The sequence below is a fragment of the Paenibacillus sp. OK060 genome (assembly GCF_900101205.1).
In the GTDB taxonomy this organism is placed as follows: domain Bacteria; phylum Bacillota; class Bacilli; order Paenibacillales; family Paenibacillaceae; genus Paenibacillus; species Paenibacillus marchantiae.
In genome coordinates this window covers 210849-227791 of sequence record NZ_FNFR01000004.1, presented here as the reverse complement: position 1 = coordinate 227791, position 16943 = coordinate 210849, and the positions used below count along the sequence as shown (strand labels likewise).

Annotated in this window: 10 protein-coding genes; all 10 read right to left on the bottom strand. The window is 49.8% G+C overall.

Annotated elements, in window-relative coordinates; genetic code table 11:
- Nucleotides 1-44: 44 nt before the first annotated feature.
- Nucleotides 45-1856, bottom strand: a complete 1812-nt coding sequence (locus tag BLS14_RS16200; protein ID WP_090952918.1) for an ABC transporter substrate-binding protein — start codon at nucleotides 1854-1856, stop codon at nucleotides 45-47.
- Nucleotides 1857-2059: 203 nt separating this feature from the next.
- A complete protein-coding gene (locus tag BLS14_RS16195) occupies nucleotides 2060-2746 on the bottom strand; it encodes a response regulator (protein ID WP_090952916.1) in 687 nt (228 codons plus the stop codon).
- The gene (locus tag BLS14_RS16190) at nucleotides 2746-3963 is read right to left on the bottom strand and encodes a sensor histidine kinase (protein WP_170867918.1); all 1218 of its coding nucleotides are present in this window, start codon (nucleotides 3961-3963) and stop codon (nucleotides 2746-2748) included. The genes BLS14_RS16195 and BLS14_RS16190 overlap by 1 nt, the downstream gene beginning before the upstream one ends.
- A gap of 54 nt (nucleotides 3964-4017) precedes the next feature.
- Nucleotides 4018-4464, bottom strand: coding sequence for a DUF1453 family protein (locus tag BLS14_RS16185; RefSeq protein WP_072735153.1), 447 nt, complete (start codon nucleotides 4462-4464; stop codon nucleotides 4018-4020).
- A gap of 248 nt (nucleotides 4465-4712) precedes the next feature.
- Entirely contained in the window at nucleotides 4713-5357 is a 645-nt protein-coding gene (locus BLS14_RS16180; RefSeq protein ID WP_072735152.1) for a Vat family streptogramin A O-acetyltransferase, read from the bottom strand.
- A 112-nt stretch (nucleotides 5358-5469) separates the two neighbouring features.
- Complete coding sequence (locus tag BLS14_RS16175; protein ID WP_090952914.1) at nucleotides 5470-7455, bottom strand: CotH kinase family protein; 1986 nt, start codon at nucleotides 7453-7455, stop codon at nucleotides 5470-5472.
- 227 nt (nucleotides 7456-7682) lie between these two features.
- Entirely contained in the window at nucleotides 7683-12038 is a 4356-nt protein-coding gene (locus BLS14_RS16170) for an alpha/beta hydrolase fold domain-containing protein (RefSeq protein ID WP_256336507.1), read from the bottom strand.
- Nucleotides 12039-12061: 23 nt separating this feature from the next.
- Nucleotides 12062-13612, bottom strand: coding sequence for an extracellular solute-binding protein (locus BLS14_RS16165; RefSeq protein ID WP_176854550.1), 1551 nt, complete (start codon nucleotides 13610-13612; stop codon nucleotides 12062-12064).
- A 141-nt stretch (nucleotides 13613-13753) separates the two neighbouring features.
- Nucleotides 13754-16123 carry a DUF4962 domain-containing protein gene (locus tag BLS14_RS16160; RefSeq protein ID WP_090952912.1) on the bottom strand — a complete coding sequence of 790 codons (2370 nt, stop codon included), beginning with the start codon at nucleotides 16121-16123 and terminating at the stop codon, nucleotides 13754-13756.
- Nucleotides 16124-16157: 34 nt separating this feature from the next.
- Entirely contained in the window at nucleotides 16158-16925 is a 768-nt protein-coding gene (locus BLS14_RS16155; protein WP_090952910.1) for an SDR family NAD(P)-dependent oxidoreductase, read from the bottom strand.
- Nucleotides 16926-16943 lie beyond the last annotated feature (18 nt).

Sequence of the window (16943 nt, the reverse complement as noted above, 5' to 3'; positions counted from 1 at the left end):
AAGTGGCGTGTCACTTCATCGTGTCCTGATTCAATATGAGTTCCTTAATTGTGGATCTGATACAATGCCTTAATACCTGCGCCGTCCATCGAGATTTGCGGCGGAATGTTGGTGCCATCTCCTTCTGTCGGGAAACCTTTCCAAACCGATTCGTTCACGGTGTCAAACACCCATGGTCTGTACATTAGCGGAATAGAAGGGATATCTTTCAGCCAGATGGTATTCAGTTCAGTGTACAGTGACTTCAGCTTCGCCTCGTCAGACACGGATGGAATCTCTTCAATAATGGCGTCTGCACGGTCATTCTGGTACCGTCCCCAGTTCCAGAAAGCCATCTCACCCATTGGGGCAACCCCTTTGGAGTACATGATCGTCATCGCACGGTTCCACGGCTGGCTTGGGCTGACCCCGCCTGCAGGCGTGTTCATGATAATATCGAATTTGCCGGTTTGCAGATCATTGGTCCATACCGGGGATTCCGGGAATTTGGTGCGAATCTCAATCCCTATGGCCTTGGCGCTCTGCGCTACGATCTCCAGGGCAGCGTTCCAGTCAGACCAGCCGTAAGGACATTCAACCTCGAAAGGTCCAAGGCGTTTGCCATTAAGAACACGGATGCCGTCTTTACCTTTGGTTGCTCCAATCTTGTCGAGCAGAGCGTTGGCTCCTTCAATATCCATCGTCCATTGCAACGACTTGATGGCATCTTGGTCAATATATTTGGACTCGGCATCCGAGTTCAAGGTCAGGGAAGGCTGCATCGGTGCGGAATATCCGCTCATGGCCAACTCCGAGATCTTGTCATAGTTGATGCTCATGGCTATCGCACGGCGAACGTCAGCATTATCGAGTCCGGCTTTGGACAGATTGAAGAAAATGCTTGGCATGGAACCGGGCAGATAATACGGCGCATCCTTCAGATACGTTTTTACAGCAGCCCCGCCTTCCCACATCTTCCACACTTGAGGGATAAACTGCTGGGAGACGTCCACTTGCCCACTCTTGAACGCCAGATCACCTGCGGCATTATCCTTGTAGATCACGTGAGTGATGTACTTCGGTGCGGGCAATTTGCCGAACAATTTCTGCCCCCAGTAGTTATCGTCACGGACAATCGTAATTTTCTGGTCGTTGTAAAAATGAAGCTTATAGGCTCCGGTTCCCACTGGATTATCATTAACCTCTTTACGAATCGCGGTCAGATCATTATTGTTCTTCTTCTCGATCTCTTCCCAGATATGCTTCGGCAGCATCGGGATCAGTTCAATGCTGTCCAGTACGGTAAGCTTGTTAGGGTTTTCAGGGTTCAGCTTAATTTCCACGGCCTGCGCTCCATCTGCTTTCACTTCACTGATGTAGGTCCAGAAGCTACTCCAGTTGATATCGTATTTTTTGCCCAGTTCATAGGTGTATACAACATCATCTGCTGTAAAAGCCGTTCCGTCGCTCCACTTCGCATCCGCATTCAACTCAATGCGCAGAGTCGTTTCATCCTTCCATTCATACGAATTGCCCAAGAGAGGTTCAAGGCCACCGTCCAGCTGGTTTACCATAAACAGGGTTTCGTACACCAGTTCCCTGGAGTTGCCGTAATTCACTGGAAATGCGGGATTTCCGCTCAACAGATTGAAGTTGGTTGGTGGCCCCCATTGCAACCCATTGATATACAAGGTCTCATTACGTGGTGTCTCCTTGTTGGTCTGAGGCGCAGGTTCGTTCTGGGTTGTCGTGGTCGGTGTATCCACCGTCCCTTGTGGTTCACTTACTGATGGCGGCTGAACACTTTGGCATCCGGCAAACAATGTGACCGACATGAACAGAGCGACGAGCGGTGTGGCAGCTCTCTTAAATCGCATTCTGAACCCCTCCGTGAATTCATATTGATGTTATTGGAAGCGCTTACTTAAAGTTATTCTATGACTTATCTCACACAACATTCCATCTCTTTTCTCAATTTTGAGACATTGTTTATGCGATCATACAAAATAACCAGCTCCGCATGGGGCAGCTGGTTATTTGCTGAATTTGGATCACTACTCCACAGAAGATCAAGAAAGGTTTACTTGACGAATCCATTACGAATGGCAAAGACGACCGCCTGTGTGCGGTCTTCCACTTGAATCTTTTGCAAAATGCGATGTACATGAGTCTTGACCGTACTCTCTCCGATAAAAAGCTTGCGAGCAATCTCCTCATTCCGTAATCCATATGCCATCTGCTGCAAAACCTCCAATTCCCGTCCCGTAAACGGTTCCGGCAATGGTTCGTTTGCTACCGTCTCCTTCACTGAATCCGAATGACTCGGAGTTGAACGAATAGCAAGACCGATCACCTTGGCTGCCACCGCCGTGCGGTAGATCGCCTCCCCCCGGTATGCAGCACGAACCGCATCAACGAGTTCGTCTGGCGCCGCATCCTTGAGCAGATAACCAACAGCTCCGGCACGTATTCCTTTGTACACATAGTCCTCATGATCGAATGTGGTCAGGATGACCACTTTGCAGTCAGGCAGTATCTGAATCAGCTCCGCTGTCGCTTCCAGTCCGTCTCCTGCTTCCATCTGCACATCCATCAATACGACATGTGGACGAACCTTTGCTGCCAGAAGGACTGCTTCATGTCCCCCGCCCGCTTCGCCTACCACTTCCATATCCTGCTGTGCATTAATAATAAAACGTAAACCATGCCGGACCAGATGCTGGTCATCCACGAGGAGTACACGTATGTCCTGTATGTCTTGCTTCATTATTGTTCATCACCTCCCATAATCTCCTTCACATCTTGAGGGATGGTAAGGGTTAACCTCATTCCATGTGGATCGACTGCATCAATGGATAAGGAACCGCCTGCCCTTTCACATCTTGCTCTCATACTCGACAGTCCGAAACCGGGAGAGATCGGATTCTCTTTGCGATACATTCCGTTGTCCTCCACAATCATATGTAGCTGATGCTCCTTCTCCAAGATGTCCACCTTCACTTGCGAAGCCTGGGCATGACGAATGATATTCGTTAACGCTTCCTGAAGTACACGATACAATAATTCGGACGTTTCTGGCGTCCAATGACTCGTCTGCTCTTGGGGGGTCAGTTTGATCGTGAAACCTGCCATCTCCCGTATCTCATTCACCAGACTCGTCAAGGCGACCAGCCCGAGGCCTGCTTCATTGCTGCCCATCTGATGAGCAACAGTCCGAACCTCCTGGAGACATTGTCGGACTACTTCAAGCACCGTACCCATCGCTTTGTCGGCTTCCGCTGCATCCATCTTCATCATATATGGCAATGCCTGAAGCTGAACAATAATGGATGTCAATCGGTTACCAACACTGTCGTGCAAATCCATTGAGATTCGGCTTCGTTCTTCAAGTACGGCATACTGCATCAATCGCACGGTAGCCTGCTCCAACTCCTGATGTGTATCCTGAAGCTCCTGATGGGCATGTGTCAGTTCAGCGTGCACCTTCTGCAATTCCTCATAATGTCGTTTGCTGTCCTGTCTGCTTTCCCGCCTGATTCTCGCAGCCCAGCATAGAATATAGGTTACAGCGTGAGCCATCGAATACACCAGAATCTGATTGGGTTCGTATTCATCCATATAGAGCAGCGCCGCATTCCCAATGATGATAACGAAGCCAAGCAACGAAGAACGATGTATAGGCAATTTTAGCGCAGTATATCCGATGAGATAAAAGGTTAATTCAAATATGCGATACTCGGCCTGGAAGAACTGGGCATAGAGCAGCGTCACCATCCAAATCACCAATATCCCTAACGTTCGCATCCGCTCATTTCGAAGTGACTGTGGAACCCAAACCAACATAAGGTAGGGCAGTCTAACGATCAGTCCTGCACCCAAATCGACCCACGCCAATTCTTTGAAGGGCTCAATCAGACTGGAGAGCAGCAACAACGTTAAAATAAGATCTGCTGTATGATCCAGTACCACCTTTCGAATCTGCATCCATTTCGAATCGTTCTGCATAGCTATCCTTTCCAATCCTAAAGTTTGAAAATATTATACACCTCTGCCTTGAAAACGCTGGACTTTAGCATACAGAAAATAACGCCGGGCAACGATGCTTCCCAGAGGTAGAAACAAAAGAGCATTGCTCAGTGAAACCACCGTATGATGCACATCCCATTGGCTGGCGAGCTGTCTTAACACCATAACCGCGATCAGAAGCAAGCTGCTGGCCAGCGATCCCTTAGACATCATTTTACCTGTAGTTGGATGGATTCGAAGCTGTTCCAGATGTACCCGCCACGCACCAATCCCGCAACCTATGATGAGAAAAACAATATATAACAGAATGTTGCCCACCGTTAATGGTGTATTTACTACGCTCGAAAGCACCCAATACGCAATAATCGCTGGAAAGACCCATAAACGGGATGTCTTCACTTCCTTCTCCCTTAGCGATAACAATAGAACAATGACAGCTACAATAACAATATTCATCATGTTTTTTTCCTCACCTTCTCCACGTGTTCTCTGATCTACATTTAGTGTAGCCGAATTTAACGGGAGTTAAGTCCACCTATAGATGGATTGGCTCTCTTAACTTCTTCCATCCAAGGGCTTATTGTGGATATGCAAGGTTCCATGAAGTGTGATGATGATGAGCATATGGAGTGCAAAATAAAAAAACTGGCTCCATAAGGAACCAGCGATATTCTCGTTTTTTTGCAAATCAATTCACGTACACCAACCTACTTACTCTTCAGAAGCTCACGCAATGTCTGCGGATCGTATGTAGAGACCAGTCGTTCCAAATGTGTGTCCAACCACGCCTCATCTTGATCCCACCATTTCAGTTCCAGCAGTAAAGCAATGATCTCGTCGTCGAAACGCTTTTTGATTGGTTTGGCCGGATTGCCACCCACAATGGTGTAAGGCTCGATGTCCTTGGTGACTGTCGCATTGGAAGCAACGATGGCACCGTCTCCAATCGTGACACCCGGCATGATAGTTACATTTTGCCCAATCCAGACGTCATTGCCCAATACAGTGTCTCCCTTAAAAGGCAGTTGATCCAGCGTAGGAGTTACTCTCTCCCAACCACCACCAAAAATATTGAAGGGATAGGTTGTCATGCCCTCCATCCGATGATTAGCACCATTCATAATGAATGTCACACCTTCGGCAATTGCACAAAACTTACCGATCACCAGACGATCGCCTAGGAAATCATAATGATGCTGAATGCGGTCATAAAATTGTTCGGGTGGACGACTGTTGTCACTATAATACGTATAATCACCGATCAGCACATTAGAGCGCGGCGGCAAATTTTGAATGTAACAAACGGTACGAATATTATCGTTAGGGAAAAGTTTTGTTTTATCGGGAGCCATATGTGTTCCCTCCTTTTCCCTCATTGTACCAGAAAGGAATTCGATCTGATCATCGAATCCCTTTTCTTGTTCTCCGTAGTACAACATTACTAACTATACCTGAGAGATTTTCTTATTTGGATGTAAGTGTTACTTGTGCAGCCGTTTGATCCCAATCCACGGTCAGTCCCAGTCCTTCAGAGATGAAGCGTACCGGCACAAGCGTGCGACTGTTTTTGATAATGGCTGGTGCATCAATTTCGAGCGTTTCACCATTCACCGTTGCTGTGCTGCTTCCGATCTGGAGCACAAGCGTCTGGTCATTCAGTACAGCTGTTACCGTTTTCGCTGTTTTGTCCCACGTTACTTCTGCACCCAAAGCTTCAAGGATGGCGTTCACTGGTACCATAACCCGGCCACTTTGCTCTAGCGGGTCCTGATCCGGGAACGTAATCGCTTTGCCATCGAGAGTTACCGTAATCGCTTTGTCGGTCGTTCCTGTTCCGTTATCCGTGCCTGTATCTTCTGAAGTCTCTGGCAAAGGCGTTACTTCACGTCCAAGCTGCTCTTGCAGATTGGCAAGTCGGTTCAGGGCAAACGTCGTCAGCGACCCCGCTGCCATGGAGCCCATTCCTCCACCTCCGCCAAAGTTACCGCCCGGACGTGTTTGGGTATTGCCTGTGCTGTCTGTTGTTCCTGTTCCCGTTGTGCCATCCGGCGGTGTTGTACCATCGGGAGGTGTCATGCCTTCAAAACCTTCCGGAGGCGTCATACCTTCCATGCCCTCTGGTGGTGTCATGCCTTCGAATCCTTCTGGTGGTGTACCACCCATGCCACCCATTCCGCCTGTTGCATCAGCGTTGGCGGAGTATGCAATGTTGGATTCGAACTGTTCTGTTGTGTAGAACTTCGTTGGATCTGCTTCTACATATGGACGAATGATGTCAGCCAGACCTGTGATACGGTCCTGGATGCCTTCCATATAATCCGTCAACTCATTGACGTAGCTCAAGTATTTTTCCTTATACTCAGGCACGGCCAACAGGTTGTTAATCATCGGTACATTTTCCATGCTAATGCCCAGTACTGGCTCGTCCACGGATACGTTCGTTGCATTGGTGTTGGTCGTGGTTGATCCAGTTGTTGTTGTACCACGTCCGCCTCCACCCGAGTATCCATTAAAGGACATGTTAAAGTCCCAAGGTACAACGGTGAATTTGCCAGCCGCATCTCCGTAAAGCATGTAGTTATGCCCTTTGTCGCCGCTATAGCTGTCATAGTTACCAAAGACCATGTTGCCCGCGATATATTTCAGTGTCGAATCCACATCCAGCACACTCTCGATATCACCTTTTTCACCTTCAGGCATGTCGTTCAGCGTTTTGATGAAGTTTTTGAGTTTGGTTTTATTCTCGTCCGTACCCAAATCTTCGGTGATGGTGCTGTAGTCACTGCCTTCTGAATATTGCAGATAACTCTTCTCATCCGTATCGTAGAGGACACCGTCCTCATAATCTTCACCGTAATTGCGTTCCAGGTAGCTGTCATCTACTGCTTCAACCCCGGTATAGAAACCAACCAGTTCGCCGTTGATATACAGATTAACGTAGTTCGTCATCGGTACATCCATGCCAATGCTGCGCAGCGCTTCATAGTGAAGAACTTCACGCATGTACGATGGATCGGAATAGTTGTTGTTCAGGACCATTTTATCCAGACCGAGCAAGGTTTGTGTTTTGTCGTATTTATCGAACTTCAGTCTGAAGCTGTAACGGTCAGAATCTTGCATGGAGGCTACGGATTTCAAAGTCAGATTACCCTTGGTGGAGAAACCAACGTTATCTAGCTTGTTGCCGTCCACTTCCACACTTACCTTCTTATAATCCTTATCCAGCGGGCTTTCGAGCATGCTCTTCCAGTCTGCATCATCAATCGTAACATTCACATCAATGACGTTGTCCGTTTGGAACAACGATTCATAGGCTTGCGTGACGCCTGTGCTAGTGCTTGTATCCTCTGCGGCAAACGCAGCGTTCGGGCTTCCTACCAGGGCAAAAGATGAAGTTACCATCGTCACGGACAAGGCCGTTACTGCAACTTTACGTAGTAAACTATTCAAATGATGAATCCTCCTTCTTGGTTTCTGTTAAGCAACTTAGGCTTATGAAACCATGGTAGAGGACAAACCTTTAATGAATCTTAAATAAATGATTCACAACAAAAAGTAGCCCATCAGGCTACATAAGTTGAACTATAAATGTTACACCTGATCACTCCGATTGCAGTATGGTGTAAAATTGAGCTTCAACTTATATAGACGCCTGCTAGGCTACTTGCTCTGATCCTTTACAGCTCGGTAACTGTAACACCTGCTGCTTTGTAATAGTCCTCATTCACATTGTTTAGAATGTTGGCCTTCAGCAGAATACCGACTCCGGCAAAGAGTCCGATTCCGTTTGTATTACCTTCGATTCGGTTATTTTCAATTAACACATTCTCGGGGTTTCCTTCGCCAATATTGCCGGCTCCGGCATCACCTTTGTCGCGCTCAAGACGCACGCCCCAGTAGTCGCTGGCGGTATTGTTACGGATCACATTGCCTCGAACCACCGTACCCGGTCCATTCAGCACTTTGATTCCTGACGCATCTGCAATCGTGGTTGTATTCTCGATGAGATTATCCTCGATTAGAGTATCGGGGGTGCCCATGGTTACCGAAATGCCGATTTGGCTGTTCCTGATCGTGTTGTCATGAATGTAGTTTCCTTTGCCCGACTTGCTGTGGTTGCTGGGTGCTGAACCCCCTGTATTGCCAAGTCCAATCCCTGCGCCTGTCAGCACATCCGTAATCACATTGCCCGAGATTTCATTCAAATACTCCAGTTCACCATGAAGATCAATAGCATCCAGCTTTGTTCCGTTAAATGTATTGCCACGCAGTACGTTGTTATGGGCAACAAACTGGATCAACGCTCCATGTCTGAGATAAGGGCCCTCAAACGTACTATCCTCCACCACATTCCATATCGTATCATTGTCAAAGCCGAGCCGATCAGTCTTGGCCGTTCCCTGAATGGATATTCCGTAGCCTGAACCCCCAGGGCCCAGATCTGTTGCATTACGGAATGTTGCATGCTTCACAACGACATCTCGGCTGTGTTCGATGCGGATAGCCATTCGTTTGAATTTCTCCACAATTACACCGTCGATCGTAATGTCATACGATGGTTCCTCACCATAGTTAGCGATGTGAATCATGCTATCCGGCCCCCCTGCGGAGGGATTGTTGGATTTGTGATCGGTCGTGTAACTGCCAGACCAGGATGAAGTTAGGGTCATATTGGATACGAGAATGCTGTGCTGAGCCGATGCTTTCAGGACGGCGCTGCCCGTCACCTGATCCAACGATGTCTTGAGCACGGTCCCTCCACTGCTCTCTCCTCTCAGGTTCACCCCGGATTTGAGCATCAGGTTGGTAGTTCCATCCGGCCCGGACAACAAATTGTACACTCCATCAGGCAAAAATACTTCATCACCAACGCTGGCCTCATCAATGGCAGCCTGTATTGCAGGTCGGTCATCGCTCGTATTATCAGCCAGATCTGCTCCGTAATCCCGTACATCAATCGTACGTCCGGTTACAGCATGAGGAGGATGGACTGCATGTGGTGTTCCATCTGTCTCCGTCAGACCTGGAGCGATAAAGGGCTCTGTTCCCTCCGGTGGTTGAGGCTCAATGTATGGAATCAGGGCAACAGGCGTCCCTCCCCCTGCAAAAGGAGCATACAAATGCACATCGGTCAGACTTGTATAAATACTGGAATCAGAATTGCCATGTCCGGTGATCCGTACATAACGTGCAGAAGTATCCGGGATATCAAATGCCTGCATTTCTGTTGTATCCCCGCTGCTTTCGCCGCCATATACCTGGGTCCAATGATCACCGTCAACAGACGTTTCTATTTCAAAAAAGGTCTTCCTGACATCCCCTTTGTAAAAACCAATCCCAACATAGCCCACTTGCTGTGCCTGCCCCAGATCAAATGTGATCCATTGCCCCTCTCCGGCAACAGACCAGCGTGTATAACTGTTATTGTCGATGGTATTGGTCGCCAGGTTGCCGTCGCTACCACTTGCCGAGACGGAAGCAACAGGAAGGGACGATACCGGAACGGTAAGGGTGGTCAAATCGGATGATAGGGCACTGCTGACGTTGCCAGCTTCATCAATCGCCCTCACTTGAAACGTGTACGATGTTCCGGCTGCAAGTCCGCTGTCACGAAATGACTGTTTGCCTTGTTCAGCCAGCAAAACTCCATCCCGAAAAATCCGGTAGGCAGATACAGCTGTATCATCGCTGGCAGCGGGCCATCTCAGTTCCGCAAAATCCGTTCCCCAGTTGCGAATCTCAAGTATAGCTCCCTGCTCCCATTCTGGTGACTGCGCGTCACTGCCTTCTTCGATTAAAGCAATGACCGATAACTGTGGACGCGGATTGTTCGTTCCGTTGGCTTCCTTGGTGTATACGTTCACGGAAATACCTGTTGATTCCGCATCTGCGAGCAAAAATGCAACCTGCCCCGCATCTGGACGACTCTTCACATAATCGGTTACATCCACTTCACAGACGGCCGGGCTTCCACTACGATCTGCCGTGACCTGGAATTTGCCAAGCAGCGAACTTTCGCTGAGACTTTGGACCGGAGCATTCGACCAGGTTAACGATGATTCGCTCCAGTCTGTTTCATTCAAACCGTAAAGAGACAACTCTGTATTGATATTTGATGTGCCTTTTTTGGCGGCAATCCGTAGTCGATACCGATCTCCTTCGGGCTCATTTCCGGACATATCAAATTTGAAATACACATATTTCTTGGTCGATGAAGTGGAAGAGATGCTTAGTAATCCGGTGCTGGAGCCCGTTGCCTGATTGAAATTCAGATCAGGCTTGCTGCTGTCAATCGCCGCATCGTCACTTGGCAGCTTGCTGGCGATGACCTTTTCAATCAACGGTTTTTCTTCTTCCTCTTCTTCGGCTCCAGGCGAAGTGTCTTCGGGATTGTTTTTGAACATAATGGGCTCCGTAACGATCCGGTTCTTCACATGTTCATCAAGAAAGGCCCATGCCTCCGCATTGGCAACCTCGGAAGCCGTCCCTGTAAATCCATGGCCCTGACCAGGTACGACTTTCATATCCACTATCGGGACACCCGCCGATTGAAGCTGTCCCGCGAAAGTAACACTGTCTGTGTAAGGAATGGTGGCATCAGCATCACCGTGCCGAATCCAGAACGGTGGATCATCCGGTGAACCATACGTGCCCGGCATGGCAAGTCTGGCCTGCTCCGGAACATCAAACGCACGTTGCCCACCAAGCAGAGCCGTGACCGAGCTATAGTTATTGGCAAATGTCGTTGTAAAATCAGCGGGTCCGTACCAGTCGGCAACGGCCTGCACTTTGTCGGAATACTCAGGCCATCCGCCAGAACCTTCAAGATCAGGTGCATCTACCGTCACTCCTGTATCGAGCATTACGGTGTGACCAGCAACCATGTCCCCTGTTGTACCGAGCAATGCAGCCAGATGGCCGCCCGCAGATGATCCCCAGACGCCTATACGACTCGGGTCCAGGTTGTACTGCGCCGCATGGGCCCGCAAATATCGGATAGCCAGCTTTACATCCTGAATCTGGGCAGGGAAAGGCGCCTCAGGCGTCAGCCTGTAGTCCAGAGATACACCGATGTAACCGCGTTTGAGTACATAATTGCAAATGGAGTTCAATGCCTGCTTTCGGTCCCCGTGATTCCATCCACCTCCATGGATATAGACCATGACCGGCATCGGTTCAGCTGCCGCTGTCTCAGGAACAGCAATGGATGAATAGATTGCTCGCCCACCAGCCGTGCCAATCTCCACATCCTCGTATAAAGTCACTCCTTGTGGTGGCGTAAATTCAGTATTCTCCTCTCCAGGCGGAACTGGCGATGGGGCAGGCGTTATACCGGGAATAGCCTGACCATAAATGGCAACATTGTCGATATACATGTTGGCCTGCATGGCATCTCCTGTCCGAAAACGAATTTTCACCGTGCTGTTATTGTTCGCTTCCGAACCCAGCGTCCAGCTTTTTAGCGTATTCCCTTCCTTGTTCTTCACATCTGGAGTGCCTGGGGGAAGTTCAAATGTCTCCAGCGTTGCCCAGGAACTGCCTCCATCCTTCGACCATTCGATAATGATGCTTCCGCTTATATAGGACGACGCACGTGTGTAGTAGCTCAGCCGAATATTTCCGTATCCAGTCAGATCAAGTGGCAGCGCGAGTGCATCGGTTCCGTCAATCTTGATCATGTTGGGCAGCGAGGGTGCAGTTGTGGAAGATGATGTTTTGGCCTTGCTTCCACCTACTCCTTCCTGCAGCCAGGGAGCTCTCAGTGCAATTCCGCCTGTAGAGCCAAAATTGTCCGGGTCATCAAAGTTTTCCGCGTAAATCTCCAGCTCCGGACCCTCCGGATCTGGGATATTTTCTTCCTGCGTAGTATTTAAAATAGAATGAGGATCAGCGTCTTCCATCGCCCGGACTTCATGCACGGGAACGGTAATACCGCTAATGAGTATGACAGACATGGCAACAAGTACAACCCGCTTCTTCCACGTTTTGAACACGTCATTCACTTGTATCCCCTCCGTATTCAGCTGACTCACTACACTGGTTCCATCCTTCTTAGTTAGCGACGAGGTGCGGACACGCCTTCACCTTTTTTAAATTTCTCCGTGGCTTCTTCGATTGCCTGATCGCCGCCCTTGGATTTCCATTCCTCTACCACTTTCGGCCAATCGGAAATTGGCTCCTTACCATAAACCATCTTGATCATGTGTGTGAGCAATACCTGAGGAGGTGTATCCGAATTGGGAGCAATATCGGGATTCTGTACAAAAGCTTCCAAACGCGGATCAAAGTTGATGCCATCCCTACCTTCTTTGGCTAAGATGGTATCGTAAATATTCATCAGCTTTCTGCCTTCTTCTGTCAGCGATAACGAGCCTTTATTGTACGTCGTGTCCTGTACGAACCATAAGAACGACTGACGGTAACGCTCTTCGTCCACGCCAGCAGAGTCTGTTGGAGCTGTATATGAAATCACGCCATTATCCTCTGTATAGGTCTCTCCTTCTGTACCGTACGTGAAGAACTTCTCCGCTTCGTCAGACACCATCCAGTTAAAGAAACGGATAATGGAAGCCGGATCAGCCGCATCCTTATTAATAAAGTAGGCACGTGTCACCGGACCGTACAGATAATAACCGCCCTTTCCGTCGGGGCCGACTGGGGAAGGGATAATCTCGATTTTGGCATCGGGAACCGACGCTTTAATCTGCTTCTCCCATTGGATCAGTTCGTTGGCGTTCATGGACCACATACCTGCCTTGCCCGAGAGAATCGTATTTTTGAATACGGTGGAATTGATGGTGGCGAACTCTTTGTTGATGAGCCCTTCCTCGTACATCGTCTTATAGACAGTTAGGGCTTGCTGCATATTCTCGTTATCCATGAACTTCGGTACAACCTGGTCGCCCTGCTGCTCCATCATGGACAGGAACTGCTGTACGTCATAGGCACCGAAAAAGGTATCTGCATATTTGAAATCCTCACGTCCCATATAGGGATTCTCCACGCCGAGCTTCTTAAAGGCGCGCAAAACGTCCATCGTTTCCTCAACTGTAGTTGGTACCGGTAGTCCCGTTTGATCCAGCAGATCTTTGCGAATCCAGGTTGCCCGGCGGGATGGATTGGATAAATATTCAGGGATGGCATAGATATGACCGTCATGAGTTACCTGGTCCCAGGCTTCCTTCGGCACGACTTTGAGCAAATCTTGCCCGTACTGCTGCAACAGTTCATCCAGGGGCTGAAATACCCCGGCTTCGACCGATCCGGCCATCTCTTTGCCGTTGACGCCGCCGTCACCCTGCACCACGTCAGGAATATCATTGGTGGCAAACATCTGGACCATTTTCTGTTCATATTCCTTATGGGGCACCAGGACAATTTTCAGATCGGTATTGGTCAGATCCTCCAGTTTCTTCACCCATTGATCCTTGTTAATGTCGGGTGACTTCTCCACATACGTATACGCCAGCGTCCGTAGTGAAATGGAGAATTTTGTTTTGCCGTCTCCCCCTCCCTCACCGGATGCCGCTCCGCTCCCTTTGTTGCACCCCGTCATAACAGCTGCCGCCAGCAATAGCGCCATGCCTGAGACCATCCACTTTTTCATGCTACCCCTCTTTTCATCCTAATTTAGATTTAGGTACCACTCGTTGGTGAAGCGCTTTCAAATAGATGTTAAAACATCCCCACCGCCTGCAACAATGGGGATGTTTTAGATGAGATTGCGTTTTCTTTAGGTCAGCACTCCCTAGTACGTCTTGGATACCTCGATCTTCTTCGTTACACCGTTGTCGGTAAAATAGAGATGAATACCGTGATCCTGGTCATCAATGAAATAAGGGATATACTTCGGCTCCTCGATCTTATATGGCACAAGCAGCGTTACAATTCTATGGCTTGAGGCAGGCCGCGTTTCTGCGCTCAGATGATAATGTCTTTCCAACCCTTCGTACTCTGCCGGGTCCACCTCTGCGAATTGATCCGTCTGGCTGAGCGACAACTCACCGGAGGAAGCATATACAAACGTCCCTTCAAGCCCCGCCTTATTACCGTTCAGACGGAAGCTCTGCCCTTTCAGCTGTAGCGGGTGCAGTGCATGGAACAGCCATTGAACGCTGTCCGGCTTCTCCAGATCAATGTGGTCCACAATTACGAAATAGGAGGATTGCAGAAAATGAATCTCCCGTACAACACGCTTCACATGGGGTACGGTGCTGGCATAGGCATCGGTCGCTACCGCGCGCACATAACCATCGCCATCCCGCCAATAGGCCTCTTCGATCTGCCCGGTGGCAGCCATGTTCAGCACCTTGTTGTTCTCGGCATACTGACCTGCTCCGCCAATCAGCAGGTTGTTTTTGGAGCGTGTCTGCCTGCGCCATTCCCGGTGAAAGGAGCTGCCGTGCGCGATATAATAGCCCGTATCCGCCGCAAGCGGCTCACCAAATGCATGCAGGGTAAAGCTGTTCTGATCCGCATGACTGTGGCTGATGGAACCATAACGGCTCGATTTGAGAAGAAGCATAATATGCTCATCCGGATCGTCCATCCGGTGATGCATGGCTACCCACCCCACATCACGGAACCACTTGAGCGGCTCGATGTCCACAGGCGACTCTTCCTCCACCTGCGGATAATCATGGCGGTATACTAAGTCGTCAAAGTTAAAGTCCCACCAACCGTAGTTATAAAAAGCCCCCTCTGTCCCCGGATCGGATTGGCGTACACGCTCAAAGTACCACTGGTACCAGTGGTTGCCTGTAACACCTGCCAGTTGGCGGACAAGATAGCCTGTTTTCAAGTTTACCGGGTCACCCAGCGTAGACTGATCTCCAAAGCTGGCACGCCGAGCGTCGGGCGGGTACACGTAGAGTGGAAAATCTCCGGTACGCTGGAAGAATGGCCGACGGAAGAAGTCGATGCCCGCATAGTTTCGTAATAAATTCATCGCTTCGGTCACATAGGCCATACCTGTTGTCCAGTACATCGGACCTTCAGCCCAACCTCCATCACTTCCTCCCCAAGGGGAGTACAGACAGGCATAATAATCGATCGCATAATCTAGCCACTCTGCAGCCTGCTGCTCCTCATGCAACAAGGCCATACAGCAGGGCACAAGCACGGAGGATAATGAACGCACGGCATGGCTGTCATAAGGCACATGATGGATTTTCGAGCGAACCATCACATGCTGGGCCACCTGTTCTGTCCGCCGCAGCAAGCTGCGCCTTACCACCTCTTGCTCATCACTGGTCAACTCATCATGCAGCCAGTCATAGCCCCAAGCGAGCGCGGCGGCGACCCGAAAAGCCGCCTCATCGTTATAATCACGGGAGGTCGTTCCCTCCGTATCCCAAGCCGCCACATGCAACAGCCAGGTTTTGGCTGCTTCAAGCAACCGTTCGTCACGTAGGACCCGCCCTGCGATGCTGAGATGACGAATCGCATATAACGTTTCCTGACAGTCAATGTACATTTGCCTCCAGAGCGGGGCGACACGTTTGTTCTCCGGGTAAGGCAGCGGTTCACAGATCAGTTCGCGATTGGCCCACGGCTCCACGGAATTTGCCATAAACACATCCCAGCCGCAATATGTAGCATCTGATGCAATACCATCCGCAAGTGCCCTTAGCCCACTCTCTCCGAGCCATAGCCGAGGGTGAGACGTGTCCGTGGCAACATACCGCTGAGCTCGAGAAGGTAACGGTGTCTCGGGCAATCCCGCTGGCACCGTAAACTGCCTCACCTCACTCCATGCCGAAATTTCCTGCTGCTTACCCAGCACGGCGTCCGCTTTGACTTCGCTATCTTGCTGCACTGGTTGATCTACAAGCAGCGCATATCGCCAATAATACTCCCCAGGTTGCAGCACCCGGTCAGGCGTGAAAAAGTTATACGGGAGCGGCGCATAGGTCATCGTCTCTTCTTCCTGAAAAGAAGGCCCCACCGACACCTGCAGCAGATAAGCATTTTCATCCTCTTGCTGCGCCGCCATCCAGGTAAATCTCGGCGGATTCTCTGCCAGAACGGTATGTTCATCAGGAGCATAGTCCACATGGAACGGCCCGCTGATTGGTTGGTACAACGGTCTTTCTGCAAGCTTCCGCTTCACTTCCATCGTATCGTCCCCTCCTTATCGTAATGGTGTAGCATCAACGCATGTACATTCCGCCATTGATTTCAATCGTTTCTCCGGTTATAAAAGAACCCAGCTCGGAACACAGGTATAGCGCCGCTCCTGCGACATCATCGGGAGTCCCTTCCCGTCCAAGCGGGATGCTGCTTACCGCAGAAGATCGACCTTCCGCCGAGGTGAACGTTGCGTGGAATGCCGTTTGCCCGATGAAGCCCGGTGATAGGGCATTAACTGTAATCCCGCCAGGAGACAGTTCTTTGGCAAGTCCTTTGGTTAACGCAATGACAGCCGCCTTGGAGGCTGCGTAAATAGCTGCACCCGGACCGCCCCCGTTATGAGCCGCTACCGAGGTCAGATTGATAATTCGGCCGCCTCCAGCCGCTTTCATACCAGGAATGACCGCTTTGGAGACAAATACGGCGCTCTTCAGATTGACATCCATAATTCGGCTGTAAAGCTCCTCGCTCATCGTTTCAATGGGGCTTCGTTCCACCAGATGCCCTGCATTATTAATCAACAGATCAATCGGACCGCCAAAGCGGAGCGTAATCTCCCCAACCATTGATTCTATGGCATTCGTATCGGTCACATCTGCCTGGAATGCAGCTGCTTCACCTCCAGCATCCCGGATGGCGGCCACGACCTCCTCCGCCCGCTCCATATTATGCAGGCCATTCACAGCCACCTTTGCTCCGCAACGAGCCAATGCCCCAGCAATGGCAGCACCAATTCCTCCGCTGGAGCCGGTAACCAGCGCAATTTTGTTCTGCAAGTTAATATTCATTTTGATCTTCCTCCCTGT